We start from the raw sequence: 22,984 nt of genomic DNA, 5'->3' as shown, positions 1-22,984 counted from the left end.
TTGAAGCAGCCCCGCAAGAAATTATGGCCCCGGCCACAATCACGCCTTGCGGAGAAGCTGGCCCGGAACATTGGGCGGATGGTCTTTTCCATCCGCCTTTCGCCCGGCCTCTAGCGTCAGTTCAGACGCTCGATGCAGAAGTCGATCACTTCCAGAAGCGCATCTTTCCAGGGGCTCTGCGGCAGCGGTGCGAGCGCATCGCGGGCGATGGTGCCGTAGTGCGTGGCGCGGCCGATCGTATCGCCAAGACCGTTGTATTTGGTGATCAGGCCCAGCGCCTTTTCGAGGTTCTCATCGCTGCTTTCACCCTTTTCGATGGCGTTGCGCCAGAAGGCGCGCTCATCCTGCGTGCCGCGACGATAGGAGAGGATGACCGGCAGGGTGATCTTGCCTTCGCGGAAATCGTCGCCGGTATTCTTGCCGAGATCGGCGGATTTTCCACCGTAGTCCAGCACGTCGTCAACGAGCTGGAAGGCGAGGCCGAGATTCATGCCGTAGGATTTCAGCGCGCTGCGGGTGGCCTTGTCCGTCTTGGCGACGATGGGGCCGACTTCCGCCGCCGCCGCGAAAAGGGCGGCCGTCTTGGCGCGAATCACCTGCAGATAATCGTCTTCCGTCGTTTCCATGTTCTTGGCGACCGAAAGCTGCAACACCTCGCCCTCGGCGATTACCGAGGCGGCGGTGGACAGCACGTCGAGCGCATCGAGCGAGCCCACATCCACCATCATGCGGAAGGCCTGGCCGAGCAGGAAGTCGCCGACGAGAACGCTCGCCTGGTTGCCCCAGATGGTGCGGGCGGTGGATTTGCCGCGGCGCAGATCGCTTTCATCCACCACATCGTCATGCAGAAGCGTCGCCGTGTGCATGAATTCCACGCTGGTGGCGAGCTTGATGTGATTATCGCCCTCGTAACCGAACATCGAGGCCGAGGCGAGCGTCAGCATCGGCCGCAGGCGCTTGCCGCCGGAAGAGATGAGGTGGTTGGCCACCTCGGGTATCATCTGGACATCGGAACCGGCCTTGGAAAGGATAAGCTGGTTCACCCGTTCCATATCGGGGCGGGTCAGGTCGACAAGCGGCTTGACGGATGCGAGTTTGTTTTTGCTTTCTTCAAGCGGTATGACGACGCCCAAGGGACAGGACTCCAGTTCGAATTTGAATTCGACAATAAAAACTGACGCCTTGCGCGGCAAGGGGCGAATTGCCGCTAGCCATTCAAAAAGATGGGAATTTAAGGTCTATCCATGCGTGAACTGATCCGTACCAACGATGCCGTGCTGCTCTCCTTCGCCGAAAGCCTGATGAAGGATGCCGGCATCCATTGCCTCATCGCCGACCAGGCGATGAGCATTCTGGAAGGATCGCTCGGTCTTTTGCCGCGAAGGTTTCTGGTGGAGGAAGATCGGGCCGATCAGGCCCGCCGCATTCTCATCGATGCCGGGCTCGGTGACGAGTTGCGCAACGAAGAGGCTTGAGCGGCGGTGGGCGACGGCATTTCCGAAACGATCGACGCCTTTCACCGGGGCCGGTTTCACATCATCCAGCCGAAGGGCAGGGGGCATCGGGCCGGCATGGACGCCATGCTCCTGGCGTCATTGGTGGCAGATGAGCGGGCCTGCCGGATAGCCGATCTCGGCGCCGGCGCGGGAGCTGCGGGCATGGCGGTTGCGGCGCGGCTGGAGAATGCCGAGGTAACGCTGTACGAACGCTCGCCGGAAATGGCGAAATTTGCCCGCCGCAGCCTAGAACTGCCTGATAATGCTGCTTTTTCTGCCCGCGTCAGCGTGCGCGAAGCCGATGTGACCCTGCGGGCGAAAGCACGCGCCGAAGCGGGCTTGCCCGACGAGCATTTCCATCACGTCATCATGAACCCGCCCTACAACGATGCGAGCGACCGCCGCACGCCGGACGCCCTGAAGGCCGAAGCGCATGCCATGACCGATGGCCTGTTCGAAGACTGGATCAGGACCGCAGGCGCGATCATGGTGCCGGGCGGTCAGCTTTCCCTGATTTCAAGGCCGCAATCGGTGGCGAAAATCATCGCCGCCTGCGGCAGTCGTTTCGGCGGCATCGAGATCACCCTCATCCATCCGCGCCCTGGCGAGGACGCGGTGCGCATGCTCGTCACCGCCATCAAGGGTTCGCGGGCGCGGCTGTCGTTCCGCGCGCCGCTCATCATGCATGAGACCGGCAGCCATGCCTTCACCCCCTTCGTCGATGACCTGAACAATGGCCGCGCCCCCTATTCGCGTAATGTAAGGGCAATCCGGACCGCGTCATAAATATCGCCGTTCCGCCGGCCGCAAACCATTGTGTTTTCCGGGGCGATACATACATCCCTGACGAACGGATAAATGCTGCGAGGATTGAGTAGTGGTTTTTTTGAAGTATCTGGTGCCGAAACGCTTTCGTAAAAAAGAGCTCGTCATCCCGGTGGTGCGCATGCATGGCGCGATCATGGCCGGCGGCAACCAGTTCCGCCCCGCCCTCAATCTCGCTTCTTATGCGCCGCTTCTGGAAAAGGCCTTCGCCGTCAAGGATGCCCCGGCTGTCGCCATTTCGCTCAACTCGCCCGGCGGTTCGCCGGTGCAGGCGCGGATGATCTATAATCGCATCCGCCAGCTCGCCGAGGAAAAGGAAAAGAAAGTCTTGATCTTCGTGGAGGACGTTGCGGCCTCCGGCGGCTACATGATCGCGCTTGCTGGCGACGAGATCATCGCCGATCCTACCTCCATCGTCGGTTCCATCGGCGTCGTTTCCGGCGGTTTCGGTTTTCCGGAAATGCTGAAGAAGATCGGCGTGGAGCGCCGTGTCTATACGGCCGGCGAGAACAAGGTCATCCTCGATCCCTTTCAGCCGGAAAAGGAAGGCGACATCGATTACCTGAAGTCGCTTCAGGTCGAAATCCACAATGTTTTCATTGATATGGTCAAGATGCGCCGCGGCTCGAAACTGAAGGGCGACGAGGCGATCTTCTCCGGCCTGTTCTGGACCGGCATGCGCGGCCTCGACCTCGGCCTGATCGACGGGCTGGGCGACATGCGCGAGGTTCTGCGCCGCCGTTACGGTGAGAAGGTCAAGCTCCAGCTCGTCAGCGGCGGGCGCACTTTGTTCGGCAAAAAGGTGCCGGGCGTCAATGCTGCTCTGGACGTGAATGCCGAAAGGTTGGCTGCCGGCGCCGTCTCGGGGCTTGCGGAGGTCGCCGAAGAAAAGGCATTGTGGTCGCGTTTCGGTCTATGATGTCTCGGGAATAAAGCCTTATGGCGCAGCTCATTACAATTCTTCTTCTGGTGGTGGGATCCGTCATCCTATACCGCCGCTTTGTCCGCGATGCGGAAAAGCTCTCGGCGAAATCGAAACAGCGCGAGAAGGAACGCGAGACCGGCGCCATCGGCACGCTGATCAAGGACCCGGAAACGGGCGAATACCGCGTGAAGCGCGAGGATGAGACGTAATTTTCCTGTAACGCAGAATTTGCTATAGTCGCTTTCGAGTAAGGAGACCGTCATGCGTGTCACGAAATGGGGCGATAGTCTTGCGGTCCGCATTCCGGCGGATGTCGCGGAAGCCTTGCACATCAAGGAGGGCGACGAGGTGGATGTTTCTGTGCCGACACAGGAACCGTCTGCTTCTATTTCGCAGGAAGAGCGCGAAAAGATACTGTCTTATATTCGCGCTCAGCGTTGGCAGCTACCGCCCGGGTGGAAATTCGACCGCGAAGAGGCAAATGAGCGTTGAGCCATTTGCCCTTTCTCGACACGAATATCTTCATTTACGCCTTTCTGGATGACGAACGTTCATCCAAGGCCCAAGAGATCGTTTCGAAACCTTATGTGACGAGCGTTCAGGCATTCAATGAATTTGCCAGTGTAGTCCGGCGGAAGTGGCCTCAAAAATGGGGCGAAATCCGCAGATCGCTGGATGGTCTCCGTCGAATGGCTGTGACAGTCGTTGAACTCGATGTGCAGTTAAATGCGAGCGCCGTGGATCTTGTCGATAAATATAACTTCGCCTTCTATGATGCATTGATGGTAGCAGCAGCCCTGGAGGCTGAAAGCACCGTATTCCTCTCGGAAGACATGCATGACGGTCTTACCGTTGAAGGGCGGATGAATATCGTCAACCCCTTCGCCGCCCGTCTCCACGCATAAAACCTTGACCCTCAGGCCATGCCGTGGCACGTGTCCGCATCCGAAGTAAGTCAATGCTTACTTATCCTCCTAACGCCGCGATGACTGCAATGACCGATGTTCCCGACCATATGAACCCGAAGCGTTCCTTTCAGGCGCTTATCCTGACGCTGCACAATTACTGGGCCGACAAGGGCTGCGCGGTGCTGCAGCCCTACGATATGGAAGTGGGCGCGGGCACGTTTCATCCGGCGACGACGCTGCGCGCGCTTGGGCCCAAGCCTTGGAAGGCCGCTTACGTGCAGCCCTCGCGCCGCCCGTCCGACGGCCGTTACGGCGAAAACCCCAACCGCCTGCAGCATTATTACCAGTATCAGGTCATCTTGAAGCCCAACCCGTCTAACCTGCAGGAACTCTATCTCGGTTCGCTGAAGGCGATCGGCCTCGATCCGCTGCTGCACGATGTGCGTTTCGTCGAAGACGACTGGGAAAGCCCGACGCTCGGCGCCTGGGGTCTTGGCTGGGAATGCTGGTGCGACGGCATGGAAGTCTCGCAGTTCACCTATTTCCAGCAGGTCTGCGGCATCGAGTGCTCGCCGGTCGCGGGCGAGCTGACCTATGGTCTGGAGCGTCTCGCCATGTATGTTCAGGGCGTCGACAATGTCTATGACCTGAACTTCAACGGCCGCGAAGGCGAAGAGAAGATTTCCTATGGCGACGTTTTCCTGCAGGCCGAGCAGGAATATTCCCGCCATAATTTCGAATTTGCCGACACCGCCATGCTGCATCGCCATTTCATCGACGCCGAAAAGGAATGCCAAGCGCTTCTCGCCGCCGGTGCGCCCGGTGATAACGACAATCAGCGCCTGCACAAATGCGTGTTTCCGGCCTATGACCAGTGCATCAAGGCCAGCCACGTCTTCAACCTTCTGGATGCACGCGGCGTAATTTCGGTCACGGAACGCCAGAGCTATATCCTGCGCGTGCGCACGCTGGCGAAAGCCTGCGGCGAAGCCTTCCTGCTGACGGATGCGGGCGGGCTGAACTGGAACAGGGCCGCCTGATTTTTGAAGGCAGATTCAAGCCGAAGCTTCTAATGAATTTGAAAGGCCGTTCTTGACGGCCTTTTATTTTGTGTTGATTGGTTATGTGAAACATCGTGATGGATTTGATTATGAATATTAGAAGCTTAGTTTTTTTGCCTGTATTGATGCTTGCATGTTTCCTCGGCAACGCTGCGGCTGCCGAAACGACTGAATGGATGAGCGGCAATGATGCCTTTCGCCGAGCAGACAAGCTGCGTAGTTTCGGAATGATCGTCACCCGCATGGATTGCAAGGACAGCGGCCAACGGACGCTCGATGTCGGTAGCGCGCTTGTCCGCATGCACTACACGCAAAACTCGAAAATGCTCGACTGGAGAATAGACGGCTGGAATCATCTGGGTGAGAACAAGGACTATTGGGCCGAACGCGGCTACAGGCTTGCCTCACACAACGTTTTTGTAAGGAAAACATCCGGTCTGCGATTATACTGCACCGTCTACAATAAATGACGCGCAGCACTGGTCGCGGTTTTATCCTCCCGGCAAAAACCGACAGAATGAGCGAAGCCCCATGACTTTGCGGCGATGAGCGGCTATCGTGCGCGCATCGAAGCTGGGAATCGCAATTCATGTTCATCACGCTGGCAATCATCGCGGCAATCGCGCTTTATGTCGTCTTCATCTATAACGGGCTGGTCAAGGCGCGGCAGATGAAGGAAGAGGCGTGGTCGGGCATCGACGTGCAGCTGAAACGCCGCGCCGATCTCATTCCCAACCTCATCGAGACCGTGAAGGGTTACGCGGCGCATGAAAAGAGCACCTTCGAGGAGGTGATTGCCATGCGCAACCGGGCGCAGGCCGTGCCGGCGGGCGATGTTGAGGGTCGCGCCCAGGCGGAAGGGCTGCTGTCGCAGGCGCTAGGTAAACTCTTTGCGCTTGCCGAAGCCTATCCCGATCTCAAGGCCAATACGAATTTTCTGGAATTGCAGCGCTCGCTGGAAACCATCGAAAGCGAAATCCAGATGTCGCGCCGTTATTACAATGGCGCTGCCCGCGATCTCAATGTCAAGGTGGAAAGCTTCCCCTCCAATCTGGTTGCAGGCCAGTTCGGCTTTGCCAAGGCGCCCTATTTCGAGATCGAGAACCCGGCCGACCGCGCCGTGCCGACAGTGAAATTCTAAGCGCACTGTTCCCCCGGCGGCTTAAGACCTCCCGTTCAAATTCCGATAATCCGGCCCCGCGCCGCATTCTTTGACAAGACGACAATCATGATCGAACTGACCATCACCCCGCCCGACCACCCGCTTTCCGGCAAGGTCGAGCCGCCCGGCTCCAAGTCCATCACCAACCGTGCGCTTCTGCTGGCTGGTCTTGCCAGGGGCAAAAGCCGGTTGACCGGCGCACTGAAAAGCGACGACACGCTTTATATGGCCGAAGCCCTGCGCGAGATGGGCGTCAAGGTAACCGAGCCTGATGCCACCACATTCGTGGTGGAAGGCACGGGTGTATTGCAGCAGCCGGAAAAGCCGCTTTTCCTCGGCAATGCCGGCACCGCCACGCGCTTCCTCACTGCAGCTGCAGCACTTGTGGATGGCGCCGTCATCATCGATGGCGACGAGCATATGCGCAAACGCCCGATCATGCCGCTGGTGGAAGCCCTGCGCTCCCTCGGCGTCGAGGCGGAAGCGCCGACCGGCTGCCCGCCCGTCACCGTCTGCGGCAAGGGCACAGGGTTCCCGAAGGGCAGCGTCACCATCGACGCTAACCTCTCCAGCCAATATGTGTCGGCACTTCTGATGGCGGCTGCCTGCGGCGACAAGCCTGTCGATATCATCCTCAAGGGCGAGGAGATCGGCGCCAAGGGCTATATCGATCTCACCACCTCGGCCATGGAAGCCTTCGGTGCGAAGATTGAGCGGGTGAGCAACGCCATCTGGCGCGTGCATCCGACCGGCTATACGGCGACCGATTTCCACATCGAGCCGGATGCCTCCGCCGCCACCTATCTCTGGGGTGCCGAGCTTCTGACCGGCGGCGCAATCGATATCGGCACGCCGGCCGATAAATTCACCCAGCCGGATGCCAAGGCCTATGAGGTCATGGCGAAGTTTCCGCACCTGCCCGCCGAAATCGACGGTTCGCAGATGCAGGACGCCATTCCGACCATTGCGGTTCTGGCCGCCTTCAACGAGACACCGGTGCGTTTCGTCGGCATCGCCAATCTGCGCGTGAAGGAATGCGACCGTATCCGCGCCGTCTCGCTCGGCCTCAACGAAATCCGCAATGGTCTGGCGCATGAGGAGGGCGACGACCTGATCGTGCATTCCGATCCGGCTCTTGCGGGCCAGACGGTCAAGGCCTCCATCGATACTTTTGCCGACCACCGCATCGCCATGAGCTTTGCGCTGGCGGCGCTGAAGATCGGCGGCATCGCCATCCAGAATCCGGCCTGCGTCGGCAAGACCTATCCCGGTTACTGGAAGGCGCTCGCCTCGCTGGGTGTTGACTATACCGAAAAGGAAAGCGCTGCCGAGCCGCAGCACTGAGCCATTGAGGAGGGACCGCCCGTGAAGACCATCGCCGCAAGACTTCTCGCGCTGTTCGTCTTCCTGGGCGCGGCCTTCCCGGCCTTCGCGGAGGAATTCATCCGCTCCTACCATTCCGTCGTCGAGGTGGCGGCGGATGGCAAGCTGACGGTGACCGAAACCATCACCGCCCGCGCCGAAGGACAGAACATCAAACGCGGCATCTTCCGCGATTTCCCGCTTTATGCGCTGGATGCGAATAACCGCCGTACCAAGGTGGATTTCAACGTCGTTTCGGTGGAGCGCGATGGCGCGCCGGAAAACTGGCGCACCGAGAATATCGATGGCGGCATCCGCATCTATACCGGCAGCGCCGAGCGTTTTCTGCCGACCGGCGAGCATATCTTCCAGATAACCTACACCACCGCCCGGCAAATCCGCTATTTCAGCGATTACGACGAGCTGACCTGGAATGTCACCGGCAATGGCTGGCAATTCCCCATGGGTGAGATTTCCGCCACCATCAGCCTGCCGCAGGGTGTCAGGGCCACCGACACCGCCGTCTTCACCGGTCCTCTGGGTGCGAAGGGCAAGGATGCGCGCATTCTGAACGAAGGCAACGAGGTGTTCTTCGCCTCCACCCGCCCGTTTACGGTTGGCGAGGGCATGACGGTCGCCGTCAAGCTGCCCAAGGGCGCGATTGCCGCGCCTGACACCTCGCAGGAGGCGGGCTGGTGGCTGCGGGATAATCTCGCCATCCTGCTTTCGGGCGGCGGGCTTTTCGCCGTGCTGCTTTATTACCTGCGGGCCTGGTTCGCCGTGGGCCGCGATCCGGCGAAGGGCGTGGTCGTGCCGCGCTGGGATGCGCCGGAGGGGCTTTCGCCGGCTCTGGTCAATTACGTCGATAATCGCGGTTTTTCGGGCGCCGGCTGGACGGCGCTTTCTGCCTCGGCCCTTGATCTTGCGGTGAAGGGTTATGTCGTTCTGGAAGATTTGAAGAACGCCATCGTCATCCGCCGTACCGAAAAGGCAACTACCACCGATCTGCCGACCGGCCAGAAAACGCTGCTTGCCTCCATAGGCAGTCCGGGCGAGACTTTGACCATCGACAAGGCCCATGGGGCGGAGGTGGAAAAGGTCGGAAAACAGTTCCGCGCGGCGATAGAGAAAGAACATCGCGGCAAATATTACCACAGCAATGCCGGTTACACCGTCTTCGGCATCTTCCTCAGCATCGCCATCATCGTTGCGACGCTGGTGTTTGGCGATCTGGATGAAAGCGCCATTGCCGCCGTGCTGGTTTTCGGCTTTTTCGCCTTCTTCTTCAGCATCCTGTCGATCGGCATCGGCCGCCAGTTTTCGCGCGGCGCACCGCTGCGCAAGCGGATCGGCGGCATCGTCATGCTGGCCTTTGCCGGTTTCGTGGCCTTTTCCGCCATCGGCGGCATCGCCACGCAAATCCTGCTGGATGTGACGCATGACACCAAGTCGCTGGCGCTGGCGGCGATTGGCGGCATCGTGCTCACCAATGCGCTTTTCCTGTTCCTGATGGGCGCGCCCACACCGCTCGGCCGCAAGCTGATGGATGGCATTGAAGGCCTCCGAACCTATCTGACGCTGGCGGAAAAAGACCGGATGAACATGGCTGGTGCGCCCGCCATGTCGCCGCAGCATTTCGAGACATTGCTGCCCTATGCCGTGGCGCTCGGCGTCGAAAAACCGTGGAGCCGCACGTTCGAGGCCTGGCTTGCAGCAGCCGCTGCCGGTGCCGCTGCTGCAAGTTATGCGCCCGGCTGGTATGCGGGCAGCAATTACGGAACCTTTGGCGACAGGATCGGCGGCTTTTCCACCTCCATGGCCAATACCATTGCCTCCGCCATTCCCCAGCCCGTCAGTTCTTCCGGCTCCAGCTTTTCGGGCGGTGGCGGCGGCGGTTTTTCCGGCTCCGGCGGCGGCGGCGGTGGCGGCGGCGGCTGGTAACGCCTGCCGGCGGTAATTTAACCGATAGCTGGTGACTTTTGCCGCTGGTCTTGCTAAGTCCGCGACACTCTTTTGCAACAGATTAAAGTCCTGATCCCATGCCCGATCTTCTGCTTGAACTTCGCTCCGAGGAAATCCCCGCCCGCATGCAGCGCAAGGCGGCGGGCGATCTGAAGAAACTCGTCACCGATGCCTTGGTGGAGAGAGGGCTGACCTATGAGGGCGCGCGCGAATATTGGACGCCGCGCCGCCTGACGCTGGATATTCGCGGCCTCAACGCCCGCTCCGCCGATGTGCGCGAGGAAAAGAAGGGCCCGCGCACCGACGCCAATGAAAAGGCCATCGAAGGCTTTCTGCGCGGCGCCGGCCTCAACGACATTTCGGAAGCGCAGGTCGTTTCCGACCCGAAGAAGGGCGATTTCTACGTCGCCATCATCAACAAGCCCGGCCGCCCGGCGGAAGAGATCATCGCCGAAGTGATGCCCGGCATCATCCGCTCCTTCCCCTGGCCGAAATCCATGCGCTCCGGCCCGGCCTCCATGCCGAAGGGTTCCAGCTATGCCGGTATCGAAGGCAAGGGCTCGGAAAGCCTGCGCTGGGTGCGGCCGCTGCAATCCATCGTCTGCCTGTTCGGCCCCGAACATGACGAAACCCAGGTCATTCCTTTCGTGATTGACGGCATCGTCGCCGGCAACGTCACCTATGGCCATCGTTTCCATGCACCCGGCCCGATTACCGTGCGCCGTTTCGAGGACTATGTCTCGAGCCTCGAAAAGGCGAAGGTCATTCTCGATGCCGAGCGCCGCAAGGATATCATCCTGCACGACGCCAAGGACCTGGCCTTCGCCAATGGTCTCGATCTGGTCGAAGACGAAGGCCTGCTGGAAGAAGTCTCCGGCCTCGTCGAATGGCCGCAGGTGCTGATGGGCACCTTCGAGGAAGATTACCTGCAAATCCCGGCGGAAATCATTCGCCTCACCATCAAGACCAACCAGAAATGTTTCGTCACCCGCAATCAGGGTGCGGAAGAGGGCCTTTCCAACCGCTTCATCCTGATCTCGAACATCGAGGCAAGCGATGGCGGCAAGGAAATCATCCATGGCAATGGCAAGGTCGTGCGCGCCCGCCTGTCGGATGCCCGCCATTTCTGGAACCGCGACCAGGGTGATCTGCCCGATCTGGAAACGCTGAAAGATTCGGCTGCGAAATTCGACCTCGATCTCAAGAAGCCGCTCGACCAGCGCATGGCCAAGCTCGATGCGCTGAACGTGACGTTCCATGCCAAGCTCGGGACGCAGGGTGAGCGCGTGGCCCGTATTCGCGAACTGGCGAAGGCGCTGGCCCCGGTTGTCGGTGCCGATGCCGATCTGGTGGACCGTGCCGTGGTGCTGGCCAAGGCCGACCTGCGCACCGAAGCCGTCGGTGAATTCCCAGAGCTTCAGGGCCTGATGGGCCGTAAATATGCGACGCTGCAGGGCGAAAACGAAAGTGTGGCCGCCGCCATCGAAGATCATTACAAGCCGCAGGGCCCCTCTGATCGTCTGCCGGCCGACAAGGTGGCGATCACGGTCGCTCTGGCCGACAAGCTCGATACACTCGTCGGTTTCTGGGCCATCGATGAGAAGCCGACCGGTTCGAAGGATCCCTTCGCGCTGCGCCGTGCGGCGCTGGGTGTGGTGCGCATTCTGCTTGAGAAGAACGTGCGGCTTCCGTTGCTGAGCGTTGCGAAGGACCCGGACCTTCTCTCCTTCTTCCATGATCGCCTGAAGGTCTATCTGCGCGATCTCGGCGCGCGTTACGATCTGATCGACGCCGTTTTGACGCCGGAATCCGACGATCTCCTGATGATCGCCCGCCGTGTCGAGGCGCTCACCGCCTTCATCACCGGCGAGGATGGCCGTAACCTTCTGGCAGGCGCCAAGCGCGCCACCCAGCTTCTGGCTGCCGAGGAAAAGAAGGGTACCGTGGTCGCCGATGGCGTTTCGGAAGAGTTGCTGAAGCTCGATGCCGAAAAGGCGCTTTACGCGGCGATCAAGACCGCCTCCGCCGACGCTGCGAAGGCCGTTGCGGGCGAGGATTTCCGCTCCGCCATGCAGGCGCTGTCGACGCTGCGCGCGCCTGTCGACAAGTTTTTCGAGGATGTGCTCGTTAATGACGAGGATGCGGCCATCCGTGCAAACCGTCTGGCGCTGCTGAAGGCTATTCGCGAAGCGACCGGAACGGTTGCGGATTTCTCGAAGATCACGGGGTGAGGGGGTTTTGGGGTAGCCACATCTGTCAGCGTGCTTGGTTCACCCCCTCTGCCCTGCCGGGCATCTCCCCCTCAAGGGGAGAGATCGACCCGTGGCAACCTCTCGGCTACATTGAACGTTTTGGGAAGAGCGAGGAGCATGCCTCTCGCCGATCTCCCCCCTTGAGGGGGAGATGCCCGGCAGGGCAGAGGGGGGTAAGCAGCGACCGCGACCTTGCAGGATGACCCCATTGACCCACACCACCCCCAAAATCCTCATCAGCGCCTGCCTCCTCGGCCAGCCGGTCCGTTACGACGGCAGAGGCAAGCCCTTTTTCCATCCGGCAATCGAGCGCTGGCGGCAGGAGGGCAGGCTGGTGACGATCTGTCCGGAGATGGCGGGCGGCATGCCCGTGCCGCGCCCGCCGGCGGAAATCGAAAATGGCGCCTCCGGTCTCGATGTGCTGGAGGGCCGCGCCCGCGTGCTGGAAGTGACCGGCGGCGATGTCACGGCGCAATTTATCGCCGGCGCGGAAAAGGCGCTGGCCTTCGCCAGGGCCAATGGCTGCACATACGCGCTTCTGATCGACGGTAGCCCGTCCTGTGGGTCGGTTGCGATCTATGACGGTTCGTTTTCTGGCGTCAAACACGCGGGCAATGGGGTTACGGCGGCGCTGCTCGAAAAAGCCGGTATCGCCGTATTTTCACCTGCCGATATCGACCGGCTGGATGCGCTGACCCGTTAGAGTTTTTTCGCTTTTCTTCGAATCGCGAAAACACTCTAACTCTTTGTTTTGGCGCATTTCCGGACGGAAAACCGGGGTCCACTTTTCCTGGAAATGCTCTAAAAGAAAAGCGCCGGAGTTCCCCCCGGCGCCGTTGTTCATCGATAGCCTCGGAGCGCATCACCCCGCCATGCGCATCTCATGCGCCATCGCATGCAGCTGGTGGCCGGAAGAGACACGGAAACCGCGGATGAGGTTCAGCAGTTCCTCGGTGTCCACGGCCAGCGCTTCCGCCGAAGCTGTGGTTTCTTCCGCCATCGCCGCATTGTGCTGGGTGGCGACATCGAGTTGGTTGAGCGACGAGGAGATCGAGCGCAGCGTCGTATCCTGTTCGGCGGCCGAATGGGCGATCTTGCTGACGATTTCGTTTGCGGATTTGATCTGATCCGAGATGCGTTTCAGCGCATCGCCGGCCTCGCCGACAAGGCGCACGCCGTTTTCCACCTGGGCGGAAGAGCGGGCGATCTGGTCCTTGATCTCCTTGGCGGCGGCGGCGGATTTCTGCGCCAGTTCGCGCACTTCCTGCGCCACCACGGCAAAGCCCTTGCCGGCCTCGCCCGCCCGCGCCGCTTCCACACCGGCATTCAGCGCCAGAAGGTTGGTCTGGAAGGCGATGTCGTCGATCACGCCGATGATGTTGGAAATCTGGTCCGATGACTGTTCGATACCGCTCATCGCGGTGATCGCCTCTTCCACCACCCGGTCGCTGCGCATGGCTTCGGAGCTGACGGTGGTGACGCGCTTGGCGGCGTCGGCCGCCCCTTCTGCCGTCTGGCGCACCGCAACCGTCAATTCATCGAGAGCGGCCGAGGTTTCTTCCAGATTGGCAGCCTGCCGTTCGGTGCGCTGCGAAAGCTCGTTGGAAGCCTTTCGGATTTCCTCCTTGGAGCCGCCGATGTCGATGCTCTTGGAATTCACCTTGGCCATGGCGGCGTCGAGATGGATCAGGGCCTCGTTGAAATTGTCGCGCAGCGCCGCGTAGCGATTGCCGAGATCGCCGCAACGCACGGTCAGATCGCCGCCCGCCAGCTTCTCCAGCGCCTCGCCGATGGTGGTGACGACGCGCGCCTGCAATTCTGCCTCGTCGCGCTGCATGTCGAGATTACTCTGGCGCTCCGCATTGAGCTGCCGCTGCTGTTCTTCCTCACGGCGCTGCATGGCATGGCGCTCGCGCACCTTGTCCTGAAGCGAGGCGGTGGCCTTCGCCATCATGCCCACCTCGTTGGTCAGGCCGGTATGGGGAATGGCGAGCGAGACGTTTTCATTGGCCACTTCACCAAGTGCGCGGTGGATGTCGCCGAGCGGCTTCGAAATGCCACGGATGACGTAGAAGGCTGCGGCAAGCGCCAGCACGAAGATCAGCGCGCCGATCGACAGCGCCTTCATCACATCGCCGCGCACCTGCGCGTTCAGATCATCGATGTAAACGCCGGTCACGACCACCACCTGCCAGGGCTCAAAGGCAAGTGCATAGGAGCTCTTGGCGTAGTCATTGCCTTCCATGCCGGGCTTCGGACCGTAAAAATCCGTCTGGCCGCCGCCATTGCGGCCAAGCCGCACCAGCTCGTCACGATAGGCGAAACCCTTGCTGTCCGGCTTGCCCTTGAAGCTTTCGCCGACGCGCTTGGCATCGGGGTGGAACTTCATCGTCACGTCGTAGTCGTAACCGAACAGATAGCCGTCGGGCGTGAAGCGCATGGCGCTGACGGTGGCGTAAGCCTGTTTCATGGCCTCGTCGCGCGAAAGCGTTCCGGCCTTTTCCTTTTCGTGGAAGGATTGCAGGATGGAGATTGCCGATTGCACCTGCGTCCGCAGCATGCCGTAGCGTTCCTCATAGATCGCATCGGTGGCGGATTTCAGCTGGTAAAACGTCGCCACGGCGAAGGCGGCCATCAGGGCCACCACGAGAACGATCAACTGACGGGAAATGGAAAGGTTCTTCATGGGCGCTCACAAGCGTTTGGGATCGCGCGCCCGAAAACGCCGCGCGGTACCGATGTTTCGGAGAAGGGAGAGGCGCATGATGCGCGATAAAAGGGCCCAAAAGCGCGTGTCCGCGCCGCGGCCTCATTCTGTGCTGCATCGCACTATAGACGCACTTAGCGGCTAAAAATTTGAATAAATATTTAATTAGCGAAAGCTTTATCAGGCCCGACAGGCAGAATAAGCGGGAGAAAAAGCAACATTCCCCGCATGGTTGCGGCGCCATTTCCGGAATGCAGCGATGACGCGATTATTTGACCTTCGTCATGAAATGCGTCATCGGCCGGTCAATTGCCGCGCAATTGGAAATCCGGGAACTGGGTGGCGCCGATCACCGAGGCGCTGGCCGGTTCGGCTGCGTTTTCGGTGGAAATTTCCTTGACGGCTGCCGTGGTGGTCGTCACGTCGATGCCGGCCGATGTCGAAACCGTCTCAGCGGGATGTGCCACGGGTTCTGCGTCGTCATAGGTCGCGATGGCCGTGCTGGGGGTTTCCGCCATCCATGCAGGATTGGTGCTGACGAAGGTGACGGGCGCGCCGCCAAGCCAGGCTTCGGTGCGCAGCAGGGTGCGCTTGCCGTCGACTTCGCGCATTTCCGTGTGCTGCGTGCCCGGCTCAATGGAGGGAACGGCATAACCCTGCGCCACGGCTTTTCCCTTCATGGGCTTGCAGCCCGCGCAGTCGCGACGAATGAAGCTACCATTGGCCACATGCACGCCGTGTATATATTCGATGGAAGACGCCATCGCCGACCCGCCGGTCAGCGCGACAATCGCTGTCAGAAAAAGACGACGCATCGAAAAACCCCCGAAACGACGGCGCGGCCTCGTGTTCGAGACACAATGCGCCATTCAATGTTCCGGCAAGTATTACCGATGTTTCGTTTCCATCGGGTCAGCAAACTTGGTAAAAATTGAACGAAATATTCGCGTCCAATCCCGTTTGCTTTAAGGATCAGGCCTTCTCGCGCGCGACGGCCTGCCAGCCGATGTCGCGGCGGCAGAAACCGTTTTCCCACTCCACCTTGTCGGCCAGCGCATAGGCGCGGGCCTGCGCTTCCGTCACGGTCTTTCCAAGGGCGGTGACGTTCAGCACGCGTCCACCCGTGGCAACCAGCCCGCCGTCCTTCAGCGCGGTTCCGGCATGGAACACCTTCGCCTCGGCGCTCGCCTCGGGAATATGGGCGATCGGCGTATTCTTGTCGTAAGTGCCGGGATAACCCTTCGAGGCGAGAACGACGGTCAGCGCCGCATCGTCGCGCCATTCCGCCTCAACCTTGTCCAGCGTGCCGGTGGCGGTGGCATAGAGGATCGGCAGCAGATCGCTTTTCAGGCGCATCATCAGCACCTGGCATTCGGGGTCGCCGAAACGGACGTTGTATTCGATGAGTTCAGGGCCTTTGGCGGTAATCATCAGCCCGGCGAAAAACACGCCGGAGAAGGGATTACCGTCCTTGGCCATGCCCGAAATCGTCGGCTCGATGATCTCCTTCATGGTGCGCTCCACCATGGCCGGTGTCATGACGGGGGCAGGGGAATAGGCACCCATGCCGCCCGTATTCGGACCGGTATCGCCATCGCCGACGCGCTTGTGATCCTGCGCGGTGGCGAGCGCCAGCGCGGTCTTGCCATCGGAAAGGCAGAAGAAGCTCGCTTCCTCGCCGTCGAGAAAGGCCTCCACCACCACTTCGGCGCCGGCCGCGCCGAAAGCGCCGTCGAAGCAGTCGTCAATCGCGGCAAGCGCTTCCGCTTCCGTCATGGCCACGGTCACGCCCTTGCCGGCGGCAAGACCGTCCGCCTTGATGACAATCGGCGCGCCCTGCGCACGAACATAGTCCTTGGCCGGCTCTGCGGACTTGAAACGCTGGTAAGCGCCGGTCGGAATATCGTAGCGCGCGCAGAGATCCTTGGTGAAGCCCTTGGAGCCCTCAAGCTGGGCGGCGGCTTTCGAGGGGCCGAAAGTGGCGATGCCGGCGGCACGCAGGTCATCCGCAAGACCGGCAACCAGCGGCGCTTCCGGGCCGACCACGACGAAGTCGATTGCTTTTTCTTTCGCAAAGGCGATGACGGCCGCATGGTCTTCCACCTTCAGCGCCACCAGCGTCGCATGGTCGGCAATGCCAGGATTGCCGGGGGCGGCATAAAGCTCATCGAGCAGGGGAGACTGGGCAATTTTCCACGCCAGCGCATGTTCGCGTCCGCCGGAACCGATCAACAGAACTTTCATGGTCAATACCCCTGCAAATTCGCCAGTAACCTTGTGTCAGGGGCGTTAAGGGCAGGGGGGCGAAAGGTCAAGGAGAAAGCGCCGCAAATGCCCGTCTTTCCCTTGAACGCCGCCTTTCCTGTGGAATCGTTGCCGCCTCTTGTTGTCACGCCACAATCAGACATTATGTTCGCCGCTCCAGATCTGACAGCAGAGAATCCCATGACCGCAGACAATGCCCGCCTCGCCTCGCTCATCGCTTCCGAAATCAACGCCCGCGCCGATCAGGTAAAGGCGGCGGTGGCCCTGCTGGACGAGGGTGCGACCGTTCCCTTCATCGCCCGTTACCGCAAGGAAGTGACGGGAGGGCTGGACGACACCCAGCTTCGCACGCTTTCGGAACGTCTCGTCTATCTGCGCGAACTCAATGCGCGGCGCGCCTCCATTGTCGATTCCATCACCGGTCAGGGCAAGATGACCGATGAACTGATGGTCAAGATCATGCAGGCAGGCACCAAGGCGGAGCTGGAAGACCTCTACCTGCCCTATAAGCCGAAACGCCGCACCCGCGCGGAAATCGCCCGCGAACGCGGTCTCGGCCCGCTCGCAGAAGCCATCTGGGATAACCGCGCCGCCGATCCGGCGAAGCTGGCGGAGGCTTATGTTCAGGGCGAGGTGGCCGATGTGAAGGCGGCACTCGAGGGCGCGCGCGACATCGTGGCGGAAACCATGACGGAAAATGCCGATCTTCTCGGCCGCCTGCGCGATTACATGCGCCAGAACGCCACCTTCCGCGCCAAGGTCGTGGATGGCAAGCAGGCATCGGGTGAGAAATTCTCCGACTATTTCGATCATTTCGAGCGCTGGGCGACGGTGCCGGGCCACCGGGCGCTGGCCATGCTGCGCGGCTGGAACGAGGAAGTGCTGACGCTGACAATCGATGTCGATGCGGACGATCCTTCGCCGGTCAAGCCCGCGCAGCGCACCATCGCCGCCGCCTTCGATATCCGCAATGCCGGCCCCGCCGATCAATGGCTGATGGAAGTGGCTGGCTGGACGTGGCGGGTGAAGCTTTCCATGTCGCTCTCGCTCGATCTGATGCGCGAATTGCGTGAGCGCGCCGAAGAAGAGGCGATCCATGTTTTCGCCCGCAATCTCAAGGATCTGCTGCTGGCAGCCCCTGCCGGCTCCCGCGCCACCATGGGGCTCGATCCGGGCATCCGCACCGGCGTCAAGGTGGCGGTGGTGGATGGCACCGGCAAATTGCTTGATACCACGACGGTCTACCCCTTCCCGCCTAAGAACGACGTGCGCGGCACGCAGGCGGAACTTGCTGTCCTCATCCGCAAGCACAATGTTGAGCTGATCGCTATCGGCAATGGCACCGGCAGCCGCGAGACGGAAAAGCTGGTCGCCGATCTTCTGGCGCAGATGCCGGCTTCGGGGGCAAAGCCCACCAAGGTCATCGTCTCGGAGGCGGGCGCTTCGGTCTATTCCGCTTCGGAACGGGCAGCCGCCGAATTCCCCAATCTCGATGTCTCGCTGCGCGGCGCCGTCTCCATCGCCCGCCGCCTTCAGGATCCGCTAGCGGAACTGGTGAAGATCGAGCCGAAATCCATCGGCGTCGGTCAGTACCAGCATGACGTCGATCAGGGCCGTCTCAGCCGTTCGCTCGATGCTGTGGTGGAAGATGCGGTGAACGCCGTCGGCGTCGATCTCAATACGGCCTCTTCGCCGCTTCTGGCGCGGGTGTCCGGCCTTGGCAGCTCGATTGCCGATGCCATCGTCGCCCATCGCGACCAGACCGGCCCCTTCGCCAGCCGCAAGGAATTGCTGAAGGTGCCGCGCCTCGGCCAGCGCACCTTCGAACAATGCGCCGGCTTCCTGCGCATCCCGAACGGCAAGGAGCCGCTGGATGCTTCCTCGGTTCACCCGGAAGCCTATGGCGTGGCGAAAAAGATCGTCGCCGCCTGCGGCCGCGATCTGCGCTCGCTGATGGGCGACAGCGCCGCGTTGAAGGCGCTCGATCCGAAGAAGTTCATCGACGAGCAATTCGGCCTGCCGACCGTAAAAGACATCATCGCCGAACTGGAAAAGCCCGGCCGCGACCCGCGCCCGAGCTTCAAGACCGCGACCTTCGCCGAGGGTGTGGACGAGATCACCGATCTGAAACCGGGCATGTTGCTGGAAGGCACCGTCACCAATGTCGCCGCCTTCGGCGCTTTCGTGGATATCGGCGTGCATCAGGACGGGCTGGTGCATGTCTCGCAGCTCGCCGACCGTTTCGTGAAAGACCCGCATGAGGTCGTCAAGGCGGGCGATGTGGTCAAGGTGCGGGTCGTGGAAGTGGATGTGAAGCGCAAGCGCATCGGTCTCACCATGCGCAAGGATGGCGGCGAGGCAGCGCAGCAGCCGATGCGCGAGAAGGGCAATGCCAGCGCCATGCGGCACGCGACAGCCAAGCCGAAAGAGCGCAACGAGGGGTCGCAAACCGGTGGTGCGCTGGCCGCCGCTCTGGCTGAAGCCATGAAGCGACGCTGACCTGCGGTTGAAATGATTTTTTACCAAAAAGCCCCGCCAAATACCCCGGCGGGGCTTTTTGCTTGATGAAATCGTTCAATTTTTTTGAAATAAGACTATCTTGAAACTTGTGCCGAAAGGAATACGGTCAGGAAAATTGATAAGTGAGACTTAGCAATTGGGGGTGCCATGGCGTCGTCTCTGCATGTTCTTCTCGAAAAGATAATCAAGACCGGTGATCTCACCGTGAACAGCCCGGGCGGCAGCCGCACATTCGGCAACGGCGCGGGAAAAAAGGTGGTTCTGAACTTCACCGACGAAGCCGCCATGCAGGAGATCGCCGCCGATCCGGCGCTGAAGCTGGCTGAAATGTATATGGAAGGCCGGGCGAAGGTCGCGGAAGGCGACATTTACGATTTTCTGGCGCTGGTCAAAGGCAATACGCTGAGCGAGGCCCTGTCCTTCGGCATGATCTGGCGCGGCATGGCGCGCATCATCGCCGCCCGCATCAAGATGCATCTGCCGGTCAACCACAACAAGAGCAACGTCGCCCATCATTACGATCTGAGCGCCAAGCTGTTCGATCTCTTCCTCGATGAGGACTGGCAATATTCCTGCGCCTATTTCAATCCGCCCGGCATCAGCCTCTATGAGGCGCAGGTTGCCAAGAAACGGCACATAGCCGCCAAGCTGATGACCGAGCCGGGCCAGAGCGTGCTGGAAATCGGCTCCGGCTGGGGCGGCATGGCGATGTATATTGCCGAAAGCGCCGATGCGGATGTGACCGGCATCACGCTCAGCGAAGAACAGCTGCGCGTTTCCCGCGACCGCGCCGCTAAACGGGGCCTTGCGGCAAATGTCCGTTTCGAATTGCAGGACTATCGCTACCTGCCGGCTTCGAAAAAATACGATCGCATCGTCTCCGTCGGCATGTTCGAACATGTCGGGCCGACCCACTATCGCGATTATTTCGACAAGGTGGCGGAGGTGCTGGACGATAAGGGCGTGATGGTGCTGCATTCCATCGGCCAGCCCTATCCGGCGCTGGCGACCAATCCCTTCATCGAAAAATATATTTTCCCCGGCGGTTATATTCCCTCGCTCGCCGAGGTGCTGCCGGCTATCGAAAAATCGCGGCTGCTGGTGAAGGATATCGAAATCCTGCCCATGCATTACGCCCACACGCTTCGCCACTGGCGCGAGCGTTTCGTGGCGCGCAGGGCCGAAGCGATAGCGCTTTATGACGAACGCTTCTTCCGCATGTGGGAGTTTTATCTGGCGGGTTCGGAAATGGCCTTTACCCACGAAAACTTCCACATTTTCCAGATTCAGATCGCCAAGGATCGCGATGCCGTGCCGCATAGTCGCGACTACATTGCGCGGAACGAGGCGAAGCTGCTGGAATTCGAAAAGACGCGTGCGCCGCTGGAGAAGGTGACGTTCTGACCACGGCCGAATGACGAACGTTTCCGCACACGCGGCGTCATCCTCGGGCTTGTCCCGAGGATCTATCCACGTTGCGTAAAGTCCTTCGGTCGCAGATGCTCGGGACAGGCCCGAGCATGACGGAGGTGAGGTTTTGAGGCCTTATCGCCACCCTCCGCAGGAGGCGAATTTCAACCCGCGCTGGTTAATGAAATGGAAAGACAATCCCTCTAATTCTACGGACACCTGTCTGTATTGCGTTTCTGGGGTTCTTTCATGTTCAAGCCATCAGCGGCAGCCGCCGCCTGTGTCCTGTCGCTTTTTGCCGTGGGTAATGCCCATGCGGAAGGCTGGTTTTCCGGCGACTGGTATCTGAAGCTCGGCGGCGCGGGTTTCACCGCACCGAAATATCAGGGCGACAACAAGAATGAATTCGGCTTCTCGCCCATCATTTCGCTCGGCCGCCAGGGCCAGGGCGCGCGTTTCACCTCGCGCAATGACAGCGCCTCTATCTCGCTTCTGGATAACGGTCCGATCAGCATGGGTCTTGCCGGAAAGCTGGTATCCCCGCGCGACGAGGGCGACTCGTCCGATCTGAAGGGCATGACCCGCATCAAGCGCGGCGGCGAGCTCGGCGGTTTCGCCGAGGCCTATCCGACCGACTGGCTGCGCGTTCGTGGTGAAGTCCGCCAGGGCATTCGCAGCCATAGCGGCGTGGTCGGCGATGTTGCCGTCGATGCCTTCACCGATATCGCCCCCGGCATCCAGATTTCCGCCGGCCCGCGCGCGACATGGGTGAGCAGCAAATACAATGAGCGTTATTACGGTGTAAGTGCCGCACAGACGGCCGCCGGCGCACCATCGCCCTATAGCCCCGGCGGCGGCCTGCATTCCGCCGGCATCGGCGCCGCCATCACCTGGAAAGTCACCGAAAACGCCGAAGTCGGCTCGTTTGCGGAATATCGCCGCCTGACCGGTGACGCCGCCGACAGTTCGCTGGTGCGCGAGCGCGGTTCGAAGAACCAGTTCATCATCGGCGTTCAGGCAAGCTACAAGTTCAACTTCTCGCTGCCCTGATAAATAGCGCAATACGGTCCTGAAAAGCCCCTTGGCGAAACCGCTGCGGGGCTTTTCCGCGTGTGCGGCCGGGTGCTGAAATCCATTCCGATTTTTCCGCCGATGCTGTAGAACCATCCCATGGTTAACCACAGCGATTTGTCAGATCGCGTCTCCGACGCGCCATCCAATAACTGGGTCTATCGGATTTTGCCGAGGCCCCTCTGGCCCTATGCGCAGCTGGCGCGGTGGGATCGCCCCATCGGCTGGCAATTGCTGATGTGGCCATGTTTCTGGTCCGCAGCCCTTGCGGCAAATGTCGCGATGGCGAGCGGCGGCTTTTCCTGGGCGACGCTGATCTGGCATCTGGTGCTGTTCTTCGTCGGATCGGTGGCGATGCGCGGCGCGGGTTGCACCTATAATGATCTGGCCGACCACAAGATCGACATGGCCGTGGCGCGCACCCGTTCGCGGCCGCTGCCTTCCGGCCGCGTGAGCCGGTCGCAGGCCAAGTTCTTCATCGTCCTGCAGGCGCTAGCGGGGCTTGTCGTGCTCCTGCAGTTCAACAGTTTCGCAATCGCCACCGGCATATTCTCGCTGATCTTCGTGGCGATCTATCCCTTCGCCAAGCGCTTCACCAACTGGCCGCAATTTTTCCTCGGCCTTGCCTTTTCCTGGGGTGCGCCGATGGGCTGGGCGGGACAGTTCGGATCGATCGCCTGGCCGGCTGTCCTGCTTTATGTCGGCTCCATCGCCTGGACGATCGGTTATGATACAATCTACGCCCATCAGGACAAGGAAGACGACACCGCCGTGGGCATCGGTTCAACCGCCCTGCTGTTTGGCGAGAACACACATCGTTGGCTGGTTTTCCTTTATGGCACAGCCCTTGTCATGATGTTCCTGTCGTTCTGGGTCGCGGGTGTTAACGTCATTGCCTATAGCGGCCTTGCCGCTGCGGCCATCATGCTGTTCCGGCAGGTCTGGGTGCTTAATATCGACGATGTCGATCAGTGCCTCGTGCTGTTCAAATCCAACAACCGCGTCGGCGTGCTGATTTTCGCGGGCCTCATCCTGCCGCTCCTGCTGGCGTAAGCCTG

The 22,984-nt window shown here is 60.7% G+C and carries 21 protein-coding genes; 17 read left to right on the top strand and 4 right to left on the bottom strand.

What is annotated here, in order from left to right; all coding sequences use genetic code 11:
• Positions 1–116: 116 nt before the first annotated feature.
• Positions 117–1,133, bottom strand: coding sequence for a polyprenyl synthetase family protein (locus EM858_RS07630; protein WP_035261923.1), 1,017 nt, complete (start codon positions 1,131–1,133; stop codon positions 117–119).
• Between the two features lie 111 nt (positions 1,134–1,244).
• Here EM858_RS07630 and EM858_RS07625 point away from each other — a divergent pair, with 111 nt between their 5' ends.
• The 13 genes from EM858_RS07625 (at position 1,245) to EM858_RS07560 (ending at position 12,656) form a co-directional block, all read left to right on the top strand.
• On the top strand, positions 1,245–1,475 hold the full coding sequence (locus tag EM858_RS07625) for a DUF2007 domain-containing protein (protein ID WP_003503261.1): 231 nt from the start codon (positions 1,245–1,247) through the stop codon (positions 1,473–1,475).
• A 6-nt stretch (positions 1,476–1,481) separates the two neighbouring features.
• Complete coding sequence (locus tag EM858_RS07620; protein ID WP_127756335.1) at positions 1,482–2,282, top strand: tRNA1(Val) (adenine(37)-N6)-methyltransferase; 801 nt, start codon at positions 1,482–1,484, stop codon at positions 2,280–2,282.
• A gap of 91 nt (positions 2,283–2,373) precedes the next feature.
• Entirely contained in the window at positions 2,374–3,240 is an 867-nt protein-coding gene (locus tag EM858_RS07615) for a S49 family peptidase (protein ID WP_164865352.1), read from the top strand.
• 20 nt (positions 3,241–3,260) lie between these two features.
• Entirely contained in the window at positions 3,261–3,455 is a 195-nt protein-coding gene (locus tag EM858_RS07610; protein ID WP_020813606.1) for a membrane protein, read from the top strand.
• Between the two features lie 52 nt (positions 3,456–3,507).
• A complete protein-coding gene (locus EM858_RS07605) occupies positions 3,508–3,738 on the top strand; it encodes an AbrB/MazE/SpoVT family DNA-binding domain-containing protein (protein WP_020813607.1) in 231 nt (76 codons plus the stop codon).
• Positions 3,735–4,151, top strand: coding sequence for a PIN domain-containing protein (locus EM858_RS07600; protein ID WP_127756334.1), 417 nt, complete (start codon positions 3,735–3,737; stop codon positions 4,149–4,151). Before EM858_RS07605 ends, EM858_RS07600 begins: the two co-directional genes overlap by 4 nt.
• A gap of 80 nt (positions 4,152–4,231) precedes the next feature.
• Positions 4,232–5,194 carry a glycine--tRNA ligase subunit alpha gene (locus EM858_RS07595; RefSeq protein WP_020813609.1) on the top strand — a complete coding sequence of 321 codons (963 nt, stop codon included), beginning with the start codon at positions 4,232–4,234 and terminating at the stop codon, positions 5,192–5,194.
• 95 nt (positions 5,195–5,289) lie between these two features.
• Positions 5,290–5,685 carry a hypothetical protein gene (locus EM858_RS07590; protein WP_245482986.1) on the top strand — a complete coding sequence of 132 codons (396 nt, stop codon included), beginning with the start codon at positions 5,290–5,292 and terminating at the stop codon, positions 5,683–5,685.
• Positions 5,686–5,804: 119 nt separating this feature from the next.
• Entirely contained in the window at positions 5,805–6,356 is a 552-nt protein-coding gene (locus EM858_RS07585; RefSeq protein WP_020813610.1) for a LemA family protein, read from the top strand.
• An 87-nt stretch (positions 6,357–6,443) separates the two neighbouring features.
• Positions 6,444–7,721, top strand: coding sequence for a 3-phosphoshikimate 1-carboxyvinyltransferase (locus EM858_RS07580; protein WP_127756333.1), 1,278 nt, complete (start codon positions 6,444–6,446; stop codon positions 7,719–7,721).
• A 21-nt stretch (positions 7,722–7,742) separates the two neighbouring features.
• Entirely contained in the window at positions 7,743–9,680 is a 1,938-nt protein-coding gene (locus EM858_RS07575) for a DUF2207 domain-containing protein (protein ID WP_127756332.1), read from the top strand.
• Between the two features lie 98 nt (positions 9,681–9,778).
• On the top strand, positions 9,779–11,932 hold the full coding sequence (glyS, locus tag EM858_RS07570; protein WP_127756331.1) for a glycine--tRNA ligase subunit beta: 2,154 nt from the start codon (positions 9,779–9,781) through the stop codon (positions 11,930–11,932).
• A gap of 229 nt (positions 11,933–12,161) precedes the next feature.
• A complete protein-coding gene (locus tag EM858_RS07560) occupies positions 12,162–12,656 on the top strand; it encodes a DUF523 domain-containing protein (protein WP_127756330.1) in 495 nt (164 codons plus the stop codon).
• Between the two features lie 159 nt (positions 12,657–12,815).
• On the opposite strand, the gene EM858_RS07555 is transcribed toward EM858_RS07560, so the two are convergent.
• From EM858_RS07555 to purD, 3 genes are all read right to left on the bottom strand, one after another.
• Positions 12,816–14,639: a methyl-accepting chemotaxis protein gene (locus EM858_RS07555; RefSeq protein ID WP_127756329.1), complete on the bottom strand. Its 1,824-nt coding sequence runs from the start codon at positions 14,637–14,639 to the stop codon at positions 12,816–12,818.
• A gap of 326 nt (positions 14,640–14,965) precedes the next feature.
• Positions 14,966–15,475, bottom strand: a complete 510-nt coding sequence (locus EM858_RS07550; protein ID WP_127756328.1) for a plant virulence effector HPE1-like domain-containing protein — start codon at positions 15,473–15,475, stop codon at positions 14,966–14,968.
• 157 nt (positions 15,476–15,632) lie between these two features.
• Positions 15,633–16,904 carry a phosphoribosylamine--glycine ligase gene (purD, locus tag EM858_RS07545; RefSeq protein WP_127756327.1) on the bottom strand — a complete coding sequence of 424 codons (1,272 nt, stop codon included), beginning with the start codon at positions 16,902–16,904 and terminating at the stop codon, positions 15,633–15,635.
• 201 nt (positions 16,905–17,105) lie between these two features.
• Here purD and EM858_RS07540 point away from each other — a divergent pair, with 201 nt between their 5' ends.
• From EM858_RS07540 to ubiA, 4 genes are all read left to right on the top strand, one after another.
• On the top strand, positions 17,106–19,424 hold the full coding sequence (locus EM858_RS07540; RefSeq protein WP_127756326.1) for a Tex family protein: 2,319 nt from the start codon (positions 17,106–17,108) through the stop codon (positions 19,422–19,424).
• Positions 19,425–19,592: 168 nt separating this feature from the next.
• Positions 19,593–20,849: a cyclopropane-fatty-acyl-phospholipid synthase family protein gene (locus EM858_RS07535; protein WP_127756325.1), complete on the top strand. Its 1,257-nt coding sequence runs from the start codon at positions 19,593–19,595 to the stop codon at positions 20,847–20,849.
• A gap of 255 nt (positions 20,850–21,104) precedes the next feature.
• Positions 21,105–21,905, top strand: coding sequence for a MipA/OmpV family protein (locus tag EM858_RS07530; RefSeq protein WP_031234593.1), 801 nt, complete (start codon positions 21,105–21,107; stop codon positions 21,903–21,905).
• Between the two features lie 120 nt (positions 21,906–22,025).
• Positions 22,026–22,979: a 4-hydroxybenzoate octaprenyltransferase gene (ubiA, locus tag EM858_RS07525; RefSeq protein WP_127756324.1), complete on the top strand. Its 954-nt coding sequence runs from the start codon at positions 22,026–22,028 to the stop codon at positions 22,977–22,979.
• Positions 22,980–22,984: the final 5 nt, after the last annotated feature.

The sequence above is a fragment of the Agrobacterium sp. CNPSo 2736 genome, from assembly GCF_004005385.1.
Lineage (GTDB): Bacteria > Pseudomonadota > Alphaproteobacteria > Rhizobiales > Rhizobiaceae > Agrobacterium > Agrobacterium leguminum.
This window is presented reverse-complemented; position numbering and strand designations above follow the sequence as displayed.